This is a genomic window from Aquibacillus halophilus (assembly GCF_009649745.1).
Lineage (GTDB): Bacteria > Bacillota > Bacilli > Bacillales > Amphibacillaceae > Aquibacillus > Aquibacillus halophilus.
In genome coordinates this window covers 23,851-38,661 of sequence record NZ_WJNG01000007.1, presented here as the reverse complement: position 1 = coordinate 38,661, position 14,811 = coordinate 23,851, and the positions used below count along the sequence as shown (strand labels likewise).

12 protein-coding genes are annotated in these 14,811 nt (G+C 35.5%); 5 read left to right on the top strand and 7 right to left on the bottom strand.

Features of this window, described 5'->3' with window-relative positions; translation table 11 throughout:
- Positions 1-79 precede the first annotated feature (79 nt).
- The 4 genes from GH741_RS09070 (at position 80) to GH741_RS09055 (ending at position 5,701) form a co-directional block, all read left to right on the top strand.
- Positions 80-3,046 (top strand): transglycosylase domain-containing protein, encoded by a 2,967-nt coding sequence (locus GH741_RS09070; protein WP_153736481.1) that lies wholly within the window; start codon positions 80-82, stop codon positions 3,044-3,046.
- Between the two features lie 183 nt (positions 3,047-3,229).
- Entirely contained in the window at positions 3,230-3,880 is a 651-nt protein-coding gene (locus GH741_RS09065) for a GNAT family N-acetyltransferase (RefSeq protein ID WP_153736480.1), read from the top strand.
- Position 3,881: 1 nt separating this feature from the next.
- Positions 3,882-4,529, top strand: coding sequence for an acetoin utilization AcuB family protein (locus GH741_RS09060; protein ID WP_153736479.1), 648 nt, complete (start codon positions 3,882-3,884; stop codon positions 4,527-4,529).
- Positions 4,526-5,701 (top strand): acetoin utilization protein AcuC, encoded by a 1,176-nt coding sequence (locus tag GH741_RS09055; RefSeq protein ID WP_153736478.1) that lies wholly within the window; start codon positions 4,526-4,528, stop codon positions 5,699-5,701. Before GH741_RS09060 ends, GH741_RS09055 begins: the two co-directional genes overlap by 4 nt.
- 90 nt (positions 5,702-5,791) lie before the next feature.
- Here GH741_RS09055 and motS read toward each other — a convergent pair whose 3' ends face one another.
- From motS to GH741_RS09035, 4 genes are all read right to left on the bottom strand, one after another.
- Complete coding sequence (gene motS / locus GH741_RS09050) at positions 5,792-6,571, bottom strand: flagellar motor protein MotS (protein WP_153736477.1); 780 nt, start codon at positions 6,569-6,571, stop codon at positions 5,792-5,794.
- Positions 6,561-7,385, bottom strand: coding sequence for a flagellar motor protein MotP (gene motP, locus GH741_RS09045; protein WP_153736476.1), 825 nt, complete (start codon positions 7,383-7,385; stop codon positions 6,561-6,563). The genes motS and motP overlap by 11 nt, the downstream gene beginning before the upstream one ends.
- A gap of 104 nt (positions 7,386-7,489) precedes the next feature.
- Positions 7,490-8,485 (bottom strand): catabolite control protein A, encoded by a 996-nt coding sequence (gene ccpA / locus GH741_RS09040; protein ID WP_153736475.1) that lies wholly within the window; start codon positions 8,483-8,485, stop codon positions 7,490-7,492.
- 299 nt (positions 8,486-8,784) lie between these two features.
- On the bottom strand, positions 8,785-9,846 hold the full coding sequence (locus tag GH741_RS09035) for a bifunctional 3-deoxy-7-phosphoheptulonate synthase/chorismate mutase (RefSeq protein WP_153736474.1): 1,062 nt from the start codon (positions 9,844-9,846) through the stop codon (positions 8,785-8,787).
- 156 nt (positions 9,847-10,002) lie between these two features.
- Here GH741_RS09035 and GH741_RS09030 point away from each other — a divergent pair, with 156 nt between their 5' ends.
- The gene (locus tag GH741_RS09030) at positions 10,003-12,135 is read left to right on the top strand and encodes a cell division protein FtsA (protein WP_153736473.1); all 2,133 of its coding nucleotides are present in this window, start codon (positions 10,003-10,005) and stop codon (positions 12,133-12,135) included.
- A gap of 100 nt (positions 12,136-12,235) precedes the next feature.
- On the opposite strand, the gene GH741_RS09025 is transcribed toward GH741_RS09030, so the two are convergent.
- The 3 genes from GH741_RS09025 to murC form a co-directional block, all read right to left on the bottom strand.
- Positions 12,236-12,667: a YtxH domain-containing protein gene (locus tag GH741_RS09025; protein ID WP_153736472.1), complete on the bottom strand. Its 432-nt coding sequence runs from the start codon at positions 12,665-12,667 to the stop codon at positions 12,236-12,238.
- 41 nt (positions 12,668-12,708) lie between these two features.
- Positions 12,709-13,113, bottom strand: coding sequence for a DUF948 domain-containing protein (locus GH741_RS09020; RefSeq protein ID WP_153736471.1), 405 nt, complete (start codon positions 13,111-13,113; stop codon positions 12,709-12,711).
- Between the two features lie 388 nt (positions 13,114-13,501).
- Complete coding sequence (murC, locus tag GH741_RS09015; RefSeq protein WP_153736470.1) at positions 13,502-14,803, bottom strand: UDP-N-acetylmuramate--L-alanine ligase; 1,302 nt, start codon at positions 14,801-14,803, stop codon at positions 13,502-13,504.
- Between the last annotated feature and the right edge of the window lie 8 nt (positions 14,804-14,811).

Genomic DNA, 14,811 nt, shown 5'->3' with positions numbered 1-14,811 from the left:
ATTGCAACAAGTATTAAACAATCCCCTACTTATTTGACGTTTATGCTATAATATAGATTGATATTTAGGAGGTCTGATTATGAAGTTTAAAGAATTTATTCATAGATATTTCACTAAAGTTAAAACATGGTGGCAAAAAGGAATATTCCAAAAAAGCTATAGAATTACGTATGATGTACTTTGGAATATTATTCTATTTTTTATAATTATAGGAGTAGTCGGTTTATTTTTCGGTGGTGGAGTTGGTGCAGGTTATTTTGCCTCACTTGTAAAAGACGAACAAGTCCGGGACAAGGAAAGCCTGGAGGAAGATATTTACAACTATGAAGAAACTTCAGAATTATATTTTGCCGATAACATTTATTTGGGTGATGTTGGGTCAGATTTATATCGCGAGGAAGTTCAACTTGATGAAGTTTCCGAATTCGTTAAAGACGCAATTATTGCAACAGAGGATGAATATTTTGAAACACATAATGGCGTGGTTCCAAAAGCAATATTACGTGCAGTGTACCAGGAAGCATCCAACTCAGACATAAAAACGGGGGGAAGTACTCTAACCCAACAACTAATTAAAAACCAAATACTAACAAATGAAGTATCCTTTGAGCGTAAGGCAAAAGAAATATTGTTAGCAATGAGAGTAGAACGATTCTTCGAAAAAGACGAAATACTAGAAGCTTATTTAAATATTGTTCCCTTTGGTAGAAATGCAAATGGACAAAACATAGCAGGTATTCAAACAGCTGCTCAAGGTATATTTGGAGTTGATGCAAAAGACATTAATTTAGCCCAAGCAGCTTTTATTGCTGGACTTCCACAAAGTCCTTCGTACTACACACCGTTTCTAAACGGGGGGACTCCAAAAGATGAAGAAGGTCTTGAACCGGGTCTCAGCCGAATGAAATCGGTATTAAGCCGGATGTTGAGTGCTGAACATATTACACAAGAACAGTATGACCAAGCAATTAATTATGACATCGTGGCAGACTTCGCGGAGCCTATACCTTCATCATTAGATGAATATCCATACCTAACAAATGAAATTAAGAAAAGAGCTACGGAAGTACTTGCCGATATATTAGCGAAAGAAGATGGATACTCAGACGAAGATCTTGAGAATAACGAAGCACTGCAAGAAGAATATTCTATCCTTGCAGAAAGGCAACTAGGTAGAAATGGATATAAAGTACATTCAACCATAAACAAAGAGATTTTTGATAAATGGAAAGAAATCACTGCGAACTATAATAATTACGGTCCAGATAAAGTAGTTAGGGACAAAACTACAAATGAAGTCGTAATGGTAGAGAATCCCGAAACTGGTGAAATGGAACAGTTAGTTGAACCTGTTCAAGTAGGTAGCATGCTAATTGATAACACTTCTGGGAAAATTATAAGTTTTGTTGGTGGAAGAGGTTTTGAAACTGAGCAATTAAACCATGCCACTAATGCACCTAGGCCAAATGGTAGTACAATGAAGCCATTACTAGTGTATGCACCAGCAATGGAAAGTGGAGCTGTTCAACCGGGGTCTATTGTTGCTGACGTAGAAACAACCTTTGCAGGCGGATACACTCCTGGTAATTATACAGGACGCTACTATGGGCTAGTTTCTGCAAGAGAAGCTCTGTATAAATCACATAACGTTACGGCTGTAAAGACCTATGCGAAAATTATAGGAAGTGATCCAGCAGCACAATACCTTGAAAAAATGGGCTTTGATAGGTTAGTAAAGAACGCAAATCATAATGACCATGTTAATTTGTCAACTGCTCTTGGAAGTGTACGCAATGGAGTGACAGTTGAAGAAAACACCAATGCCTATTCAACCTTTGGTAATGATGGGAAGTTTTCAGACGCTTATATGATAGAAAAAATAGAAACTGTTGATGGTGAAGTTATTTACCAGCATGAAAGCAAGGATCCTGTTGAGGTGTTTTCTCCCCAAACAAACTATTTAATGATTGATATGATGCGTGATGTTTTAAGTAGAGGTACAGCAGCTGGCGTAAAAGGAAGTCTTACCAATCCAAATATTGATTGGGCAGGAAAAACAGGTACATCCAATGATTTCTATGACACATGGTTCGTCGCAACAAATCCAAATGTGACAGTCGGAAGTTGGATGGGATATGACCATAATATGCAATTAATTGATGGATACAGCACTAGGAATGTCTCATTCTGGGCGCAACTAGTTAATGCTGCTACAGAAATTGATCCGGAATTGATGGCCCCTAGTGAACGTTTTGAGCGTCCAGGAGGGATTGTATCACGTTCCTATTGTGTAACGTCTGGTCTATTACCTTCAAGTTTGTGTTCAGAGCTTGGATTAGTTCAGTCAGATTTATTTAACGCAAAATTCGTTCCTAATAAACGTGATGATAGTTTAATAAAAGGACGTTACGTAATGTTGGATGGCGAAGCTGTCGTTGCGGGTGAAAACACCCCAGAAGAATTCACCGAAGGAGACGGAGTAGCCTTTAATCCTGAATGGTTGAAAGAAATGGAGTACGATAAGTTACGTGATGTCACAGACCTTATACCTTGGAATGCTAGTGGGGTGTGGGCCGATATCGAGATACCAAGTACGGAGGAAGTCGCTAATGATGGTCGAGATCCTGCAGTACCAAGTTCATTAACTAAATCGGGTAATGCACTTAGATGGAACAGTTCAGCTAGCAAAGATGTTGTGGGGTATCGAATATTTAGAGCTAGCGAACCTGATGCAAACTTTAACCTTATTGGTAATACTACTGAATTAGACTTTAATATACCTGAGAGTAAAGCAGTGTATCGTATTGTAGCAGTAGACTATTTTGGCCAAGAATCAGCAGCTTCTCAGACGGTAGTAGTCGGTGATTTCAGCGAGCCTGAACCTGAGGAACCTGAAGAACCTAAAGAGCCAGAAGAACCTAAAGAACCTAAGAAACCAAAACCTGATGAGCCAGAAGAGCCAGAAGAACCTGAAGAGTCAGAAAATCCTGGTGATAATGATTCCGGAGATAATGGTGGAAATGGCGGAAATGGAAGTAATAATTAAGAGTAGTCTTAAGTCTATAGCTTAAATAATAAATAACCTCTACCTATCAACTGGTAGAGGTTATTAAATTTTCGTTCATATAAGCTTAATTAATATGGATTTTCTTATATTATCGCTTACAACATCATTCCTATTCTTGTATAATGGAACCAACAAACGTCGGTTAAATTGGGGGTGTTGGAAATGCAACATATAAAAACCTATCATTCCATGGAGATTCAAACTGATTCAAGTTCAATTATCATTGAAGGACCTCTATCTTCAACGGAACTAAAGAAGTATGGGTTTCATGAAAAGCTCGGGAGTTTTCGTCCTTCAAATAAACAGTTTGAAGCAGTTAAACAAATTGCGGATCTAGAAGAAGGACGAATATTGATTGCCCGGACAGATGATACAATAATTGGTTATGTAACTTATCTATTTCCAGATCCTCTGGAAAGATGGTCTCATTTCAATATGGAAGATCTATTAGAGCTAGGTGCTATAGAAATTGCACCTACATTCCGAGGGTATAAACTTGGTTCTGAATTAATCAGATTATCAATGATGGATAAGATGATGGAGAACTACATCATTATATCAACAGAGTATTATTGGCATTGGGACCTTAAGGAAACACAGTTAAGTGTGTGGAACTACCGAAAGATAATGGAGAAAATGATGAGTGCAGGTGGATTAACCCCTGCCCCAACGGATGACCCAGAAATAATCTCGCACCCTGCGAATTGCCTAATGGTTAGAATTGGCGAGAATGTACCTAAGTCATCAATTGATACATTTGACCGTTTGCGCTTTTTAGATCGCGAAAAATTTCGTTCCAGAAAGGGGTTTTAGAATGTTAGTAAAAGAGATAATGAAAACCAGCGTAATTACACTCTCACCTGAAGCTCCTATATCAGAAGCATTAAAGCTATTGACTGACAATCATATTAGACACTTACCGATTGTTGATGAGGATAATCGAGTTATTGGGATTGTCTCTGATCGCGATGTTAGAGATGCAAGTCCTTCCATCTTTTCTAAACAAGTAGACTCAGAAGAGTTAAAGAATCCCATTAAAAGTATTATGACCCATCCTGTAGTTACGGTTCATCCGCTGGATTTTGTAGAAGAAATTGCAGCTATTTTTTACGAAGAAGAATTTGCTTGTGTACCAGTCGTACAAAATGATAGATTAGTAGGAATCGTTACCGAAAAAGATATGCTTTACACATTAATACAATTGACAGGAACTCATGTTCAAAGTTCCCAAATTGAAATTAAGGTTCCTAACAAAATTGGTATTTTACCAGAGGTCACTGCTATTTTCGGAAAAAGAAAAGTTCAAATTACATCGGTCCTAATATACCCATATAAGACTGATTCGCACTTCAAGGTACTAGTTTTCAGAGTCCAAACAATGAATCCGCTCCCAATAATTAATGACTTAAAAGCAGAGAATTTTGAAGTGTTATGGCCTAATACTTCGGAGAGTGAACTATGACTACCAATTGTCATTCAGCATTTGTTTATTCCAAAGACTTCGAAAAATATAGGTTTAGTGCTGATCACCCCTTTAATCAAATTCGAGTAGCTATGACTAAAGATTTATTAGAAATGGAGAATACACTAAATCAATCACAAATCTTAATGCCACGTAAAGCAACTGATGAGGAGCTAATGCTATTTCATGATCCAAGTTACATCGATGCTGTTAAAAGAGCAAGTGTTGATGAATTAACCGATGATGATGAACTAAAATATGGCCTGGGAACAGAAGACACACCAATATTTCCTAATATGCATGATGCAGCCTCACTGCTTGTTGGAGCAACCCTTACTGCAGTAGACTCAGTGCTAGAGGGTAAATCAAAGCACGCTCTTAATTTAGGAGGTGGCCTCCATCATGGGTTCGAACGAAAAGCTTCTGGTTTTTGTATTTACAATGACGGAGCTATTGCCATTAAATACATCCGGGAAAAATATAATTTAAGAGTATTATATGTAGACACCGATGCACATCATGGTGATGGAGTGCAATGGGCCTTCTACGATGATTCTGAGGTGTGCACACTGTCTATACACGAAACCGGGAGGTATTTGTTCCCTGGAACGGGGAATACAAATGAGCGTGGTTTAAAATCTGGATATGGCTATTCATTTAATTTACCTATCGATGCCTTCACAGAAGATGAATCTTTCATAGATGTCTATGAATCTTCTTTTAGAGAAGTTATGGAGTATTTCAAACCGGATGTAATTGTGACACAAAATGGTGCAGATGCTCATTGTCTCGATCCGTTAACACATTTATCTTCAACTATGAAGACTTTTGAGTATATACCACTATTAGCTCATGAATTAGCTCACAAATACTGCAATGGAAAATGGATTGCACTAGGTGGTGGAGGTTATGACATTTGGCGTGTCGTTCCAAGAGCATGGGCGCAAATTTGGAACGTAATGACAACGAATAGTATCTTTACTGGTAATTTGCCAATGGAATGGATTTCAAAATGGCAAACAGAAGCACCAGTTAAATTGCCTGATTCTTGGCATGATCATGAAGGAATTTACAAATCTATACCTAGAAAAGCCGAAATTTCCGAAAAGAATAGTAAAATGTTAGAAAAGGCTCTTCAGTTTACAAGGAATAAAATGAAATTCAGTAAATAGGCTAATCAAAATGTTAGCTTAATGCATGTTACAATATGTCTGCAAATAAAAAACAGTAAAAAGCTCCCTCATGAATTTTAAGGGAGCTTTTTAATTGTTATTATCTAATTCTAAAATCACAAATTCTACTCTTCTGTTTTTACTCCAGTTTTCAGATGAATTGTTTTCAACTAAAGGACGTGTGTCCCCATATCCTGCAGCAATAAAACGAGTAGGATCAATATTACTATTTTCAATCACATGTCGGATTACACTGCTTGCTCTGGCACTCGATAACTCCCAGTTTGAAGGAAATCGGTAACTAGAAATTGGACGATTATCCGTGTGTCCCTCTACTCTTACCTGATTTGGAACATTAGTTAATAAAGTTCCAATTTTATCTAAGAAAGGTTTTCCAATATCAAGGATTTCGACCTCGGCGGACTCAAATAACACTTTTTCTTGTAAAATTAAGACCACGCCCTCGTCTGTACGGTTGGCGCTTATAACATTATTTAATTGGTTTTCGTCCAAAAAAGCCTCTACCTCTTGTAACAAATTGTCCAAGGAATCTTGTTGTTGACTATCTGTTTGGTTATCTTCTTTTTGACTAACTTCCTCCGGTGCATTTTTATGTTCAATCGAACCTTCTTTTTTCTTTTGAACTTCAGTATGCTCCGTAGGGTTTTCCATTGGGAGAGGTGATGGATAAGAATCGAAAATCATACGGTTTCGAAATGACTCAGAAACTGCCTGAAATTTCACTAAATCAATTTGCGACATGGAAAAAAGTAATATAAAAAATACTAGAATTAAAGTTACCATATCAGCGTATGTAACCATCCATTTCGGAGAACCTTTATCAATCGGCTTCTTCCTTCTAAGCTTCATTGATTGTCTCCTCCGTGTACTCCCCATCTTGCTCTTCCAAATCTCGTTGCTTCATCTCTTTTGATAAAAAGGCACTCAATTTCTCTTTTAATATTCTTGGATTTTGCCCTGATTGAACACCAATAACGCCTTCAATTACAATCTGCTTTAAAAATACTTCTTCATTTGTCTTAATTTCAAGTTTCCCTGCCATTGGAATAAATACTAGATTTGCTAGTACTGTTCCGTAAAAAGTAGTCAGCAATGCAACAGCCATATTGGGGCCTAATGTCGTCGGATCTGTTAAATTGTTTAACATTAAAACTAAACCAATTAGAGTACCAATCATTCCCCAAGCTGGGGCGTATTCTCCGGCTTTTTCTAGTATTGCTCTACCTTTTTGATGTCTTTCCTCCATAGCCGTAATTTCCGCACTCATAATGTCATTAATTACTTCCGGTTCAATTCCATCAATTGCTAGTAAGACTCCCTTATTAATAAAAGGATCCGTCACACTATCTAGTTCGTTCTCTAGTGCTAATAAACCTTCTCTCCGTGCCCTTTCAGAAAGTCGTACAAATAATTCTATCAACTCATATAGATTTTGTTCATTCTTATTAAATGCTTCCATTATAACGTGACGCGTTAATTTAATTTGATCCAAATTAAAGTTAATAAGTAATGCTGCAAAAAGTCCCCCAATAACAATCAATATTGAGGAAATCTGTAAAAAGGAAAGAAAACCTCCGCTTCCACCACTCGAAAGAATACCAAACATAAGCATGACAAAACCTAGTGTAATACCAATTGGAGTCAATATGTCTCTTTTTTTCATACTCTCTCTCCCTAACAATGAACAAACCTAGTCAAAAAGAATGATGGACCAATGATTTGTTATAAAAAATAAGTTTGTCTCTATATTTAGTATCGGCATATTCTTTATTTTGTTGAGTTTCTTTCAATAATTCGGTGAGGTAAAATAACGTTTTGATTTTCAACCTCTTCCTTATTCATATATTTAGTCAATAGCCTCATAGCAACCGCGCCTATATCATACATGGGTTGCACAATTGTTGATAATGTAGGACGAACCATAGTTGCTAGTCTTGTGTTATCGAACCCGAATACCTCTATATCGTTAGGCACGCTTAATCCACTATCTTGGATTCCGTGAATAACCCCTAAGGCCATTTCATCTGAAGCAACAAAAATAGCAGTTGGTCTGTTATCAAGTGCTAACAATTGTTCAACAGCCTCAATCCCGGAGTCGTAAGTATAATCACCTTTTACAATTAATTGATCCTGTAATTCTTGTTGATTTTCTTGTAGAGCACGTAAATAACCTCGATATTTTTGATTATTTATTTCTGTATCTTCATGACCTGAAATGAATGCAGGATGTTTTGTTCCATTGTCTGTAAGTAGTTTCGTTGCCTCATAAGCTGCTGCTTCATAATCAATGTTTACGGAAGGGATTGATTTAGTTGGATCAACTGTTGCCGCCAAGGCAACTGGTACCGGTGAACTTTTTAATTGATGCACATGTTCATCGGTGATTTTCCCACCCATGAAGACAATTCCATCAACTTGTTTTTCTAACATTGTATTAATGAGTTGAAACTCTTTATCTTTATTTTGATCTGAATTACTTAATATAATATTGTACTTATACATTGTTGCTATATCATCAATTCCCCTTGCCAATTCAGAGAAGAAAATACTTGATATATCAGGGATAATAACCCCAACAGTAGTGGTCTTCTTACTTGCTAAACCTCTTGCTACTGCATTTGGTCGATACCCCAAACGTTCAATTGTATTTAACACTTTTTTTCTTGTAGCTGGTTTCACATTTGGATTTCCGTTGACTACCCGAGAAACAGTAGCCATAGACACATTTGCTTCTCTAGCTACATCATATATTGTTATATTCATAACAATCCTACCTCCTAAATTCTATTCTCTTTAATCTACTTTTCAATTATCATACGATACAAATTTTTTTTCTGCAATGGTTCGACAATTTTCATTATATACCATTTCAACCATATCAACATTCATTTTACCTTTCATTATACCAAATACTGAGGGAAATATTAGTAATTGAGGTAAATCAGTTAATAAATACTGAACTTGGAGATTTTTAATATAAAGTTGAAGGTGTATTATCTATACTTAATAGCTTAGCCCCCGCCTATATTTAGTAGGCGAGGGCTAATAAAAGTAATACTTATTTACTTCTTGAGTAATTCCTTCATGAATGTATCAAATGTATCAATATCCATTTGTTGTGCAGAATCGGATAACGCGACTGCCGGGTCTGGATGAACTTCAGCCATTACTCCATCAGCACCGATAGCTAATGCTGCTTTTGCTGCAGGGAGTAAAAGATCCCTTCTACCTGTAGAGTGGGTAACATCGACCATCACCGGTAAATGCGTTTCCTGCTTTAAAATTGGAACAGCAGTAATATCTAATGTATTTCGCGTAGCTTTTTCATAAGTTCTAATTCCACGTTCACATAAAATGATATTGCCATTCCCTTTTGAAATAATATACTCTGCTGCATTAATAAATTCTGCTATTGTTGCTGACATACCTCTCTTAAGTAAAACTGGCTTATTTACTTCACCAGCAGCTTTTAATAGTTCAAAGTTTTGCATATTTCGTGCACCAATTTGGATCACATCAACATATTCAACTGCTTTTTCAATATCCGCAGGGTTTACAATCTCACTCACAACAGCTAAATCATACTCATCTGCTACCCTTTTTAGTATCTTTAATCCTTCAAATCCTAAACCTTGGAAGTCGTATGGAGAAGTTCTTGGTTTAAACGCTCCACCTCGTAGTAATTTTAATCCGTGTCTTTTTATTGCTGCCGCAACTTGAGATACTTGCTCATAACTCTCAACAGCACAAGGTCCCATTATAAAGTGTTGGTTTCCATCGCCGAACTTTTCACCATTTATTTCAATAACTGTATCTTCAGGTTTCTTTTTACGTGAAACTAGCAAAGCTTTACTATGATCATCTTCCTGTAGTTCTAAACCTGCTTTAAATATTTCTTTAAAAAGGTGAATAATTGTTGAATTTTCAAACGGTCCGCTATTATGTTTAGAAATTAAATTTAACATATCACGTTCGCGGACAGGATCAAATCTATTTGCACCTTGTTTTTCCTTAACTTGCCCAATCTGCTGTACAAGTTCTGCACGATTGTTAATCAAGTCCAAAATTTCTAAATTTACATCATCGAGTTTAACTCGTAATTGATCTAATTGTTCGTTACTCATTATTAATCCCCCTATTTCTATTTAATGATATTCGATAATATGATATTTTTAATAATTAGGTGTAATTATAGCTAAAAATTTAACTCCTGTCACCATTATGTTTATAATATTTAGTATATTCATTATTTTTATTTCAATATGAAGGGACATAAAATCATGTCAGAACGTATTTTTGCACTTGATATAGGGACTAGAACAGTTGTAGGACTAATCATGGAAAAAAAACAACAAAAGTTTGAGTTAATTGACTATTGCATCAAAGAACATGATGAGCGTTCAATGTTGGATGGTCAAATTCACGATGTCGTATCGGTCGCTAACATAATAATAGAAGTAAAGGAGACATTGGAAAAAAGACAAGGTAAGCTCACTAAGGTATGTGTGGCTGCAGCAGGTAGAGCTTTAAAAACAAAACGAACCAGTATAACAAAAAATATCAGTGAACAACCACTTATTGATAAAGAAGATATTTTATATTTAGAATTAAGTGCTGTACAGAAAGCACAATACGATTTAGCCATTGAAGAAGTAGGGGCTTCTAGTTCTCATTATTACTGTGTCGGTTATTCAGTCCTTCAGTATCAACTTGATGATCAAATCATCGGGTCATTAATAGATCAGCAAGGTGAAAATGCCAAAATTGAAATTATAGCTACATTTCTACCAAAGGTAGTTGTCGAATCATTGATTTCCGCTTTAGTACGAGCTGAATTAGAAATGGAAGCATTAACATTAGAACCTATTGCTGCAATTAATGTTTTAATACCACCTTCAATGAGACGATTAAATGTTGCTTTAATAGATATAGGTGCTGGTACTAGCGATATTGCTTTAACCAATGAAGGAGCAATAAGTGCTTATGGAATGGTTCCCATTGCAGGTGATGAGATAACTGAAGCAATAAGTGACCATTATTTGCTAGATTTTCCTCAGGCAGAATTGTTAAAGAGAGATATTACCACAAATCATAGCTCAACAATTACCGATATCTTAGGATTTGAACAAACTATAAAGTACAATGACTTAGTTGAAGCAATCTCAGTTCAAATAGATGGTTTAGTAGAGAACATAACCGATGAAATTATTGAATTAAACGGCCAAGCACCTAAAGCAGTGATGCTCGTCGGGGGCGGTAGCTTAACACCTGACATTACTAATCGGTTAGCCAAGAAATTGAATTTACCTAATAATCGAGTAGCTATTAGAGGAATAGATGCCATCCAATCTCTAATACAAACAAATTCAACTCCAACAGGCCCTGATTTTGTTACTCCAATTGGGATTGCCATTGCATCTAAAGAAAATCCTGTAAATTATATTAGTGTTAGTGTTAATGACCGTGCTGTGCGGTTATTTGACATGAAACAGTTAACTGTGGGGGATTGTTTACTTGCAGCTGGCATTAACTTAGACAAGCTATATGGTCGTCCAGGTGGAGCCTATATCATAACCTTAAATGGAAGAGAAATCACTCTGCCAGGTAGTTACGGGGACTCTCCTAATCTATGGTTAAATAATGAATCTATTTTAGTCGATGCACCAATAGAGCACGGAGATATATTGACCGTAATAAAGGGAGAAAATGGATCGGAGCCAGTGGTTAACATTAACGAATTAATCGGGGAGTTACCACACTTTTCTGTAACTTTTAACGGAAAAATCTACAATATCAAACCGGACATCATTGTGAACAATCAAATGGTTAACGACAATTATATTGTTCAGGATCATGATAGTATTTATTTAACCAAAACTAGAACAATAAAAGAGTTTTTAACTTTTATTGGAAAAAGTGACATTGAGAATCAAATTTACCCTTTTTTTCTTGAAATTGATGGTACCAAAAGAATCATATCCGAATTCGATTCAATAATTTTACTAAATGATAAAAAAACAGGCTTAGATGCTACAATTAAAGAAAAAGACGAAATTATGTTTACTAAATCTGAAAATCCAACGGTTGTCTCCGTATTATCCCATATCAATGTGGATTACTACGAGTACATGAAGGTACATTTCAATGGCCAACCAGTTACACTTAAAAAAAGAAAAGTAAAGGTGACCAAAAAAGATTACGATTTACAGGCGAATGATATTTTATCTTGTGGAGATGCCATAAAAATTAAAAAACAAGACAATACTCCTTTTATTTTTCAGGATATTTTTCGTCATGTCTCCATTGACTTATCTCAAGTAAAAGGTACTGTTAAAATTTTAAAAAATGACAAGCCTGCTAATTTTAATGAAGAACTTTCTGCCAATGACTTCCTAGAAATCATCTGGGATTAATGTTACCAGTTATTTCAATGGATAATATCAGAACTGAACAAAAAAGTTACTTGAACATTTCTGCTCAAGTAACTTTTTGATTCTTCTTTATGACTTTATATTACTTGTTGTCCTCTTTCTTTTCTAACTCATCTGCAGCATCTTCAATTGCTTGTGCAACTTCCTCAGCTGCTTTTTCAGGATCTTGTTCTGTCTTAGTTATGTTTTTTACCTTTTGCTGAATGTTGTCAGATGTCTGTTTTACTTTCTCACTCAACTCCTGAGACTTATCACTTACATTTTGAGAAATTTGAGAAGAAGTGTCCTTTGCATAATCCTTCCAATCAGTACCTTTCTCATAAGCAACATCTTTCCAATCAGATGCACGTTCTTTTACATATCCTGCACCCTGATTAATATCATTTCTTAAATCTTTACCTGATTTGGGAGCGAACAATAGTGCAACAGATGCTCCTACAATTCCTCCAATTAATGAACCAATTAAAAAATCCTTACTGTTAATGTTCTGGTTTTGCTCTTCTTGATTACTCATAATTTTTTCCTCCCAATAAAATATATTTCTTAAATCCGATGCTAATCTTTTCTTTTTTTCCAGATATCTATAAAGAAAGTTCCCCACTTCATTGCTTGAGCAGTTCGATCATCTCTCTCTTCAGACACTGTTAACACACTAGAAGATAGGGAACGAATAGAATTATTGAAATCGCTAATTGTGTCCCCAATACCCTTCACACCATCTACTACAGTATTTAGTCTTTGGGACTTATCATTAATATCTTCTGCTAGTTTATTTGTTTTGTTTAGCAGTGCAGTGGTTTCTAAGGTAATACCTTCCATTTGCTTTTCTAGTCCTTCTAACGTATCAGCCACATTTGTCAAAGTTCGTTGTGTGGCTTTCAACACTAGTGCTAAATATATTACAAGCACGGCAAATGCAAGGGCTGCAATTAATGCTGATACATAGAGTAAATTCTCCATTTACTAAACCAACTCCTTTGCTTGATATAATTAGTTATTATAGATACCGCATTTGTTACTACATTAACAGACAGCTATCAATTAATGCCCCTTCCTTATGTAAACCAAGTAAAATTTTTATCTTACTAAGTAGTTACCCACAATATAACTCTTTTAAACATATATATTTTTTAAATTAAATACATCTATACCAATAAACTTTATACAGTTAGTTTAATTTAAGCAAGTGTTACGACTTGTTCTAATAGGTGGTGAATTTAGTATGTCACATTTCATTACATTAAATTGTATGAAAAGAGGAAAGGTTTTATTTAACCTTCCCTCTTTAGTATATTTCTATATCCGATAGTTATAATCCTTTTATTTAAAAAATTTAATTAAGTATTTCTTAGAATTTGCTTAGTTTTGCTTCATAAGCCTGTTGAAATTTTTGAATATCACCAGCACCCATAAAAATAAGAATACTATCATCATATTGACTCAGAATTTCAGTATGATTAATGTCAATTATTTTACAATTATCAACTAATGCTTTTAAATCATGAATGGTTAATTTGCCATCAGATTCTCGAGCAGAGCCAAAAATATCACATAAATAGACATGATCAGCTAATTTTAGACTTTCTGCAAATTCTCGGAGAAATGTTTTTGTCCGTGAATAAGTGTGAGGCTGGAAAATAGCTGTTATTGATTTATCTGGATACTTTTTCCGAGCAGAATCTATTGTTGCTTCAATTTCTTTTGGATGATGGGCATAATCATCAATTAGTATTTGATTTCCTACCACTTTTTCGGTAAATCTTCGCTTAACGCCTTTAAATGAATGAATTTTTTTAATATCCTCTGTTTTCATTCCTTCATAATGACAGATAGCGATTACAGCTAACGCATTTAGCACACTGTGGTTACCATAAGTTGGAATAGTAAATGTAGCATAATAGGTGTTTCTTACGAATACATCAAAGGTGGTTCCTGTTTCACCTTCGTGCATATTTTGAGCCTGAAAGTCATTGCTATCAGAGAATCCATAGTACACAACTGGAACTTTTGCTTGGATCCGTTGGAGGTATTCATCATCCCCACATGCAACGATTCCTTTTTTTACACGTTCTGACATTTCTTGAAATGATTGAAAAACATCATCAATATTTGAAAAATAATCTGGGTGATCAAAATCAATATTCGTCATAATCGCATAATCTGGTTCGTATTCAAGGAAATGTCTCCTGTATTCACACGCTTCGAATACAAAATATTTACTATCTACGTGTCCCATTCCAGTACCGTCACCAATTAAATAGGAGATCGAGTACGTTTGATTTAAAACATGGGCGAGTAATCCGGTCGTTGATGTTTTTCCATGTGCACCAGTTATTGCTATACTAGTATATTGTTTTAACCATTCACCCAAAAACTCATGGTAGCGGTAAAATGGCAACCCCTGACGTTTAGCTTCGATAATTTCTTCATGATCATCACTAAAAGCATTACCAGCAATAATTGTTAAACCGTCTTCGATGTTTTTCTTTGAAAAAGGGAAGATTGGAATCTTTTTTTCCTCAAGTGCATCTTGAGTAAAAAACATCTTTTCTACATCAGAACCTTGCACTTTCTCTCCAGAATCATTAAGAATTTGTGCTAATGCACTCATCCCAGTCCCCTTAATACCAATAAAATGGTAAGTTGTCATAAACAAGA

What these genes read in the sequence shown, in the direction of transcription:
- motS (WP_153736477.1), bottom strand. Translation starts at nt 6,571, where the DNA reads ATGAAGCTTAGAAGGAAGAAGCCGATTGATAAAGGTTCTCCGAAATGG.
- murC (WP_153736470.1), bottom strand. Translation starts at nt 14,803, where the DNA reads ATGACAACTTACCATTTTATTGGTATTAAGGGGACTGGGATGAGTGCA.
- GH741_RS09060 (WP_153736479.1), top strand. Translation starts at nt 3,882, where the DNA reads ATGTTAGTAAAAGAGATAATGAAAACCAGCGTAATTACACTCTCACCT.
- GH741_RS09020 (WP_153736471.1), bottom strand. Translation starts at nt 13,113, where the DNA reads ATGGAGAATTTACTCTATGTATCAGCATTAATTGCAGCCCTTGCATTT.
- GH741_RS09035 (WP_153736474.1), bottom strand. Translation starts at nt 9,846, where the DNA reads ATGAGTAACGAACAATTAGATCAATTACGAGTTAAACTCGATGATGTA.
- ccpA (WP_153736475.1), bottom strand. Translation starts at nt 8,485, where the DNA reads ATGAATATAACAATATATGATGTAGCTAGAGAAGCAAATGTGTCTATG.
- GH741_RS09025 (WP_153736472.1), bottom strand. Translation starts at nt 12,667, where the DNA reads ATGAGTAATCAAGAAGAGCAAAACCAGAACATTAACAGTAAGGATTTT.
- GH741_RS09030 (WP_153736473.1), top strand. Translation starts at nt 10,003, where the DNA reads ATGTCAGAACGTATTTTTGCACTTGATATAGGGACTAGAACAGTTGTA.
- GH741_RS09065 (WP_153736480.1), top strand. Translation starts at nt 3,230, where the DNA reads ATGCAACATATAAAAACCTATCATTCCATGGAGATTCAAACTGATTCA.
- GH741_RS09070 (WP_153736481.1), top strand. Translation starts at nt 80, where the DNA reads ATGAAGTTTAAAGAATTTATTCATAGATATTTCACTAAAGTTAAAACA.
- motP (WP_153736476.1), bottom strand. Translation starts at nt 7,385, where the DNA reads ATGAAAAAAAGAGACATATTGACTCCAATTGGTATTACACTAGGTTTT.
- GH741_RS09055 (WP_153736478.1), top strand. Translation starts at nt 4,526, where the DNA reads ATGACTACCAATTGTCATTCAGCATTTGTTTATTCCAAAGACTTCGAA.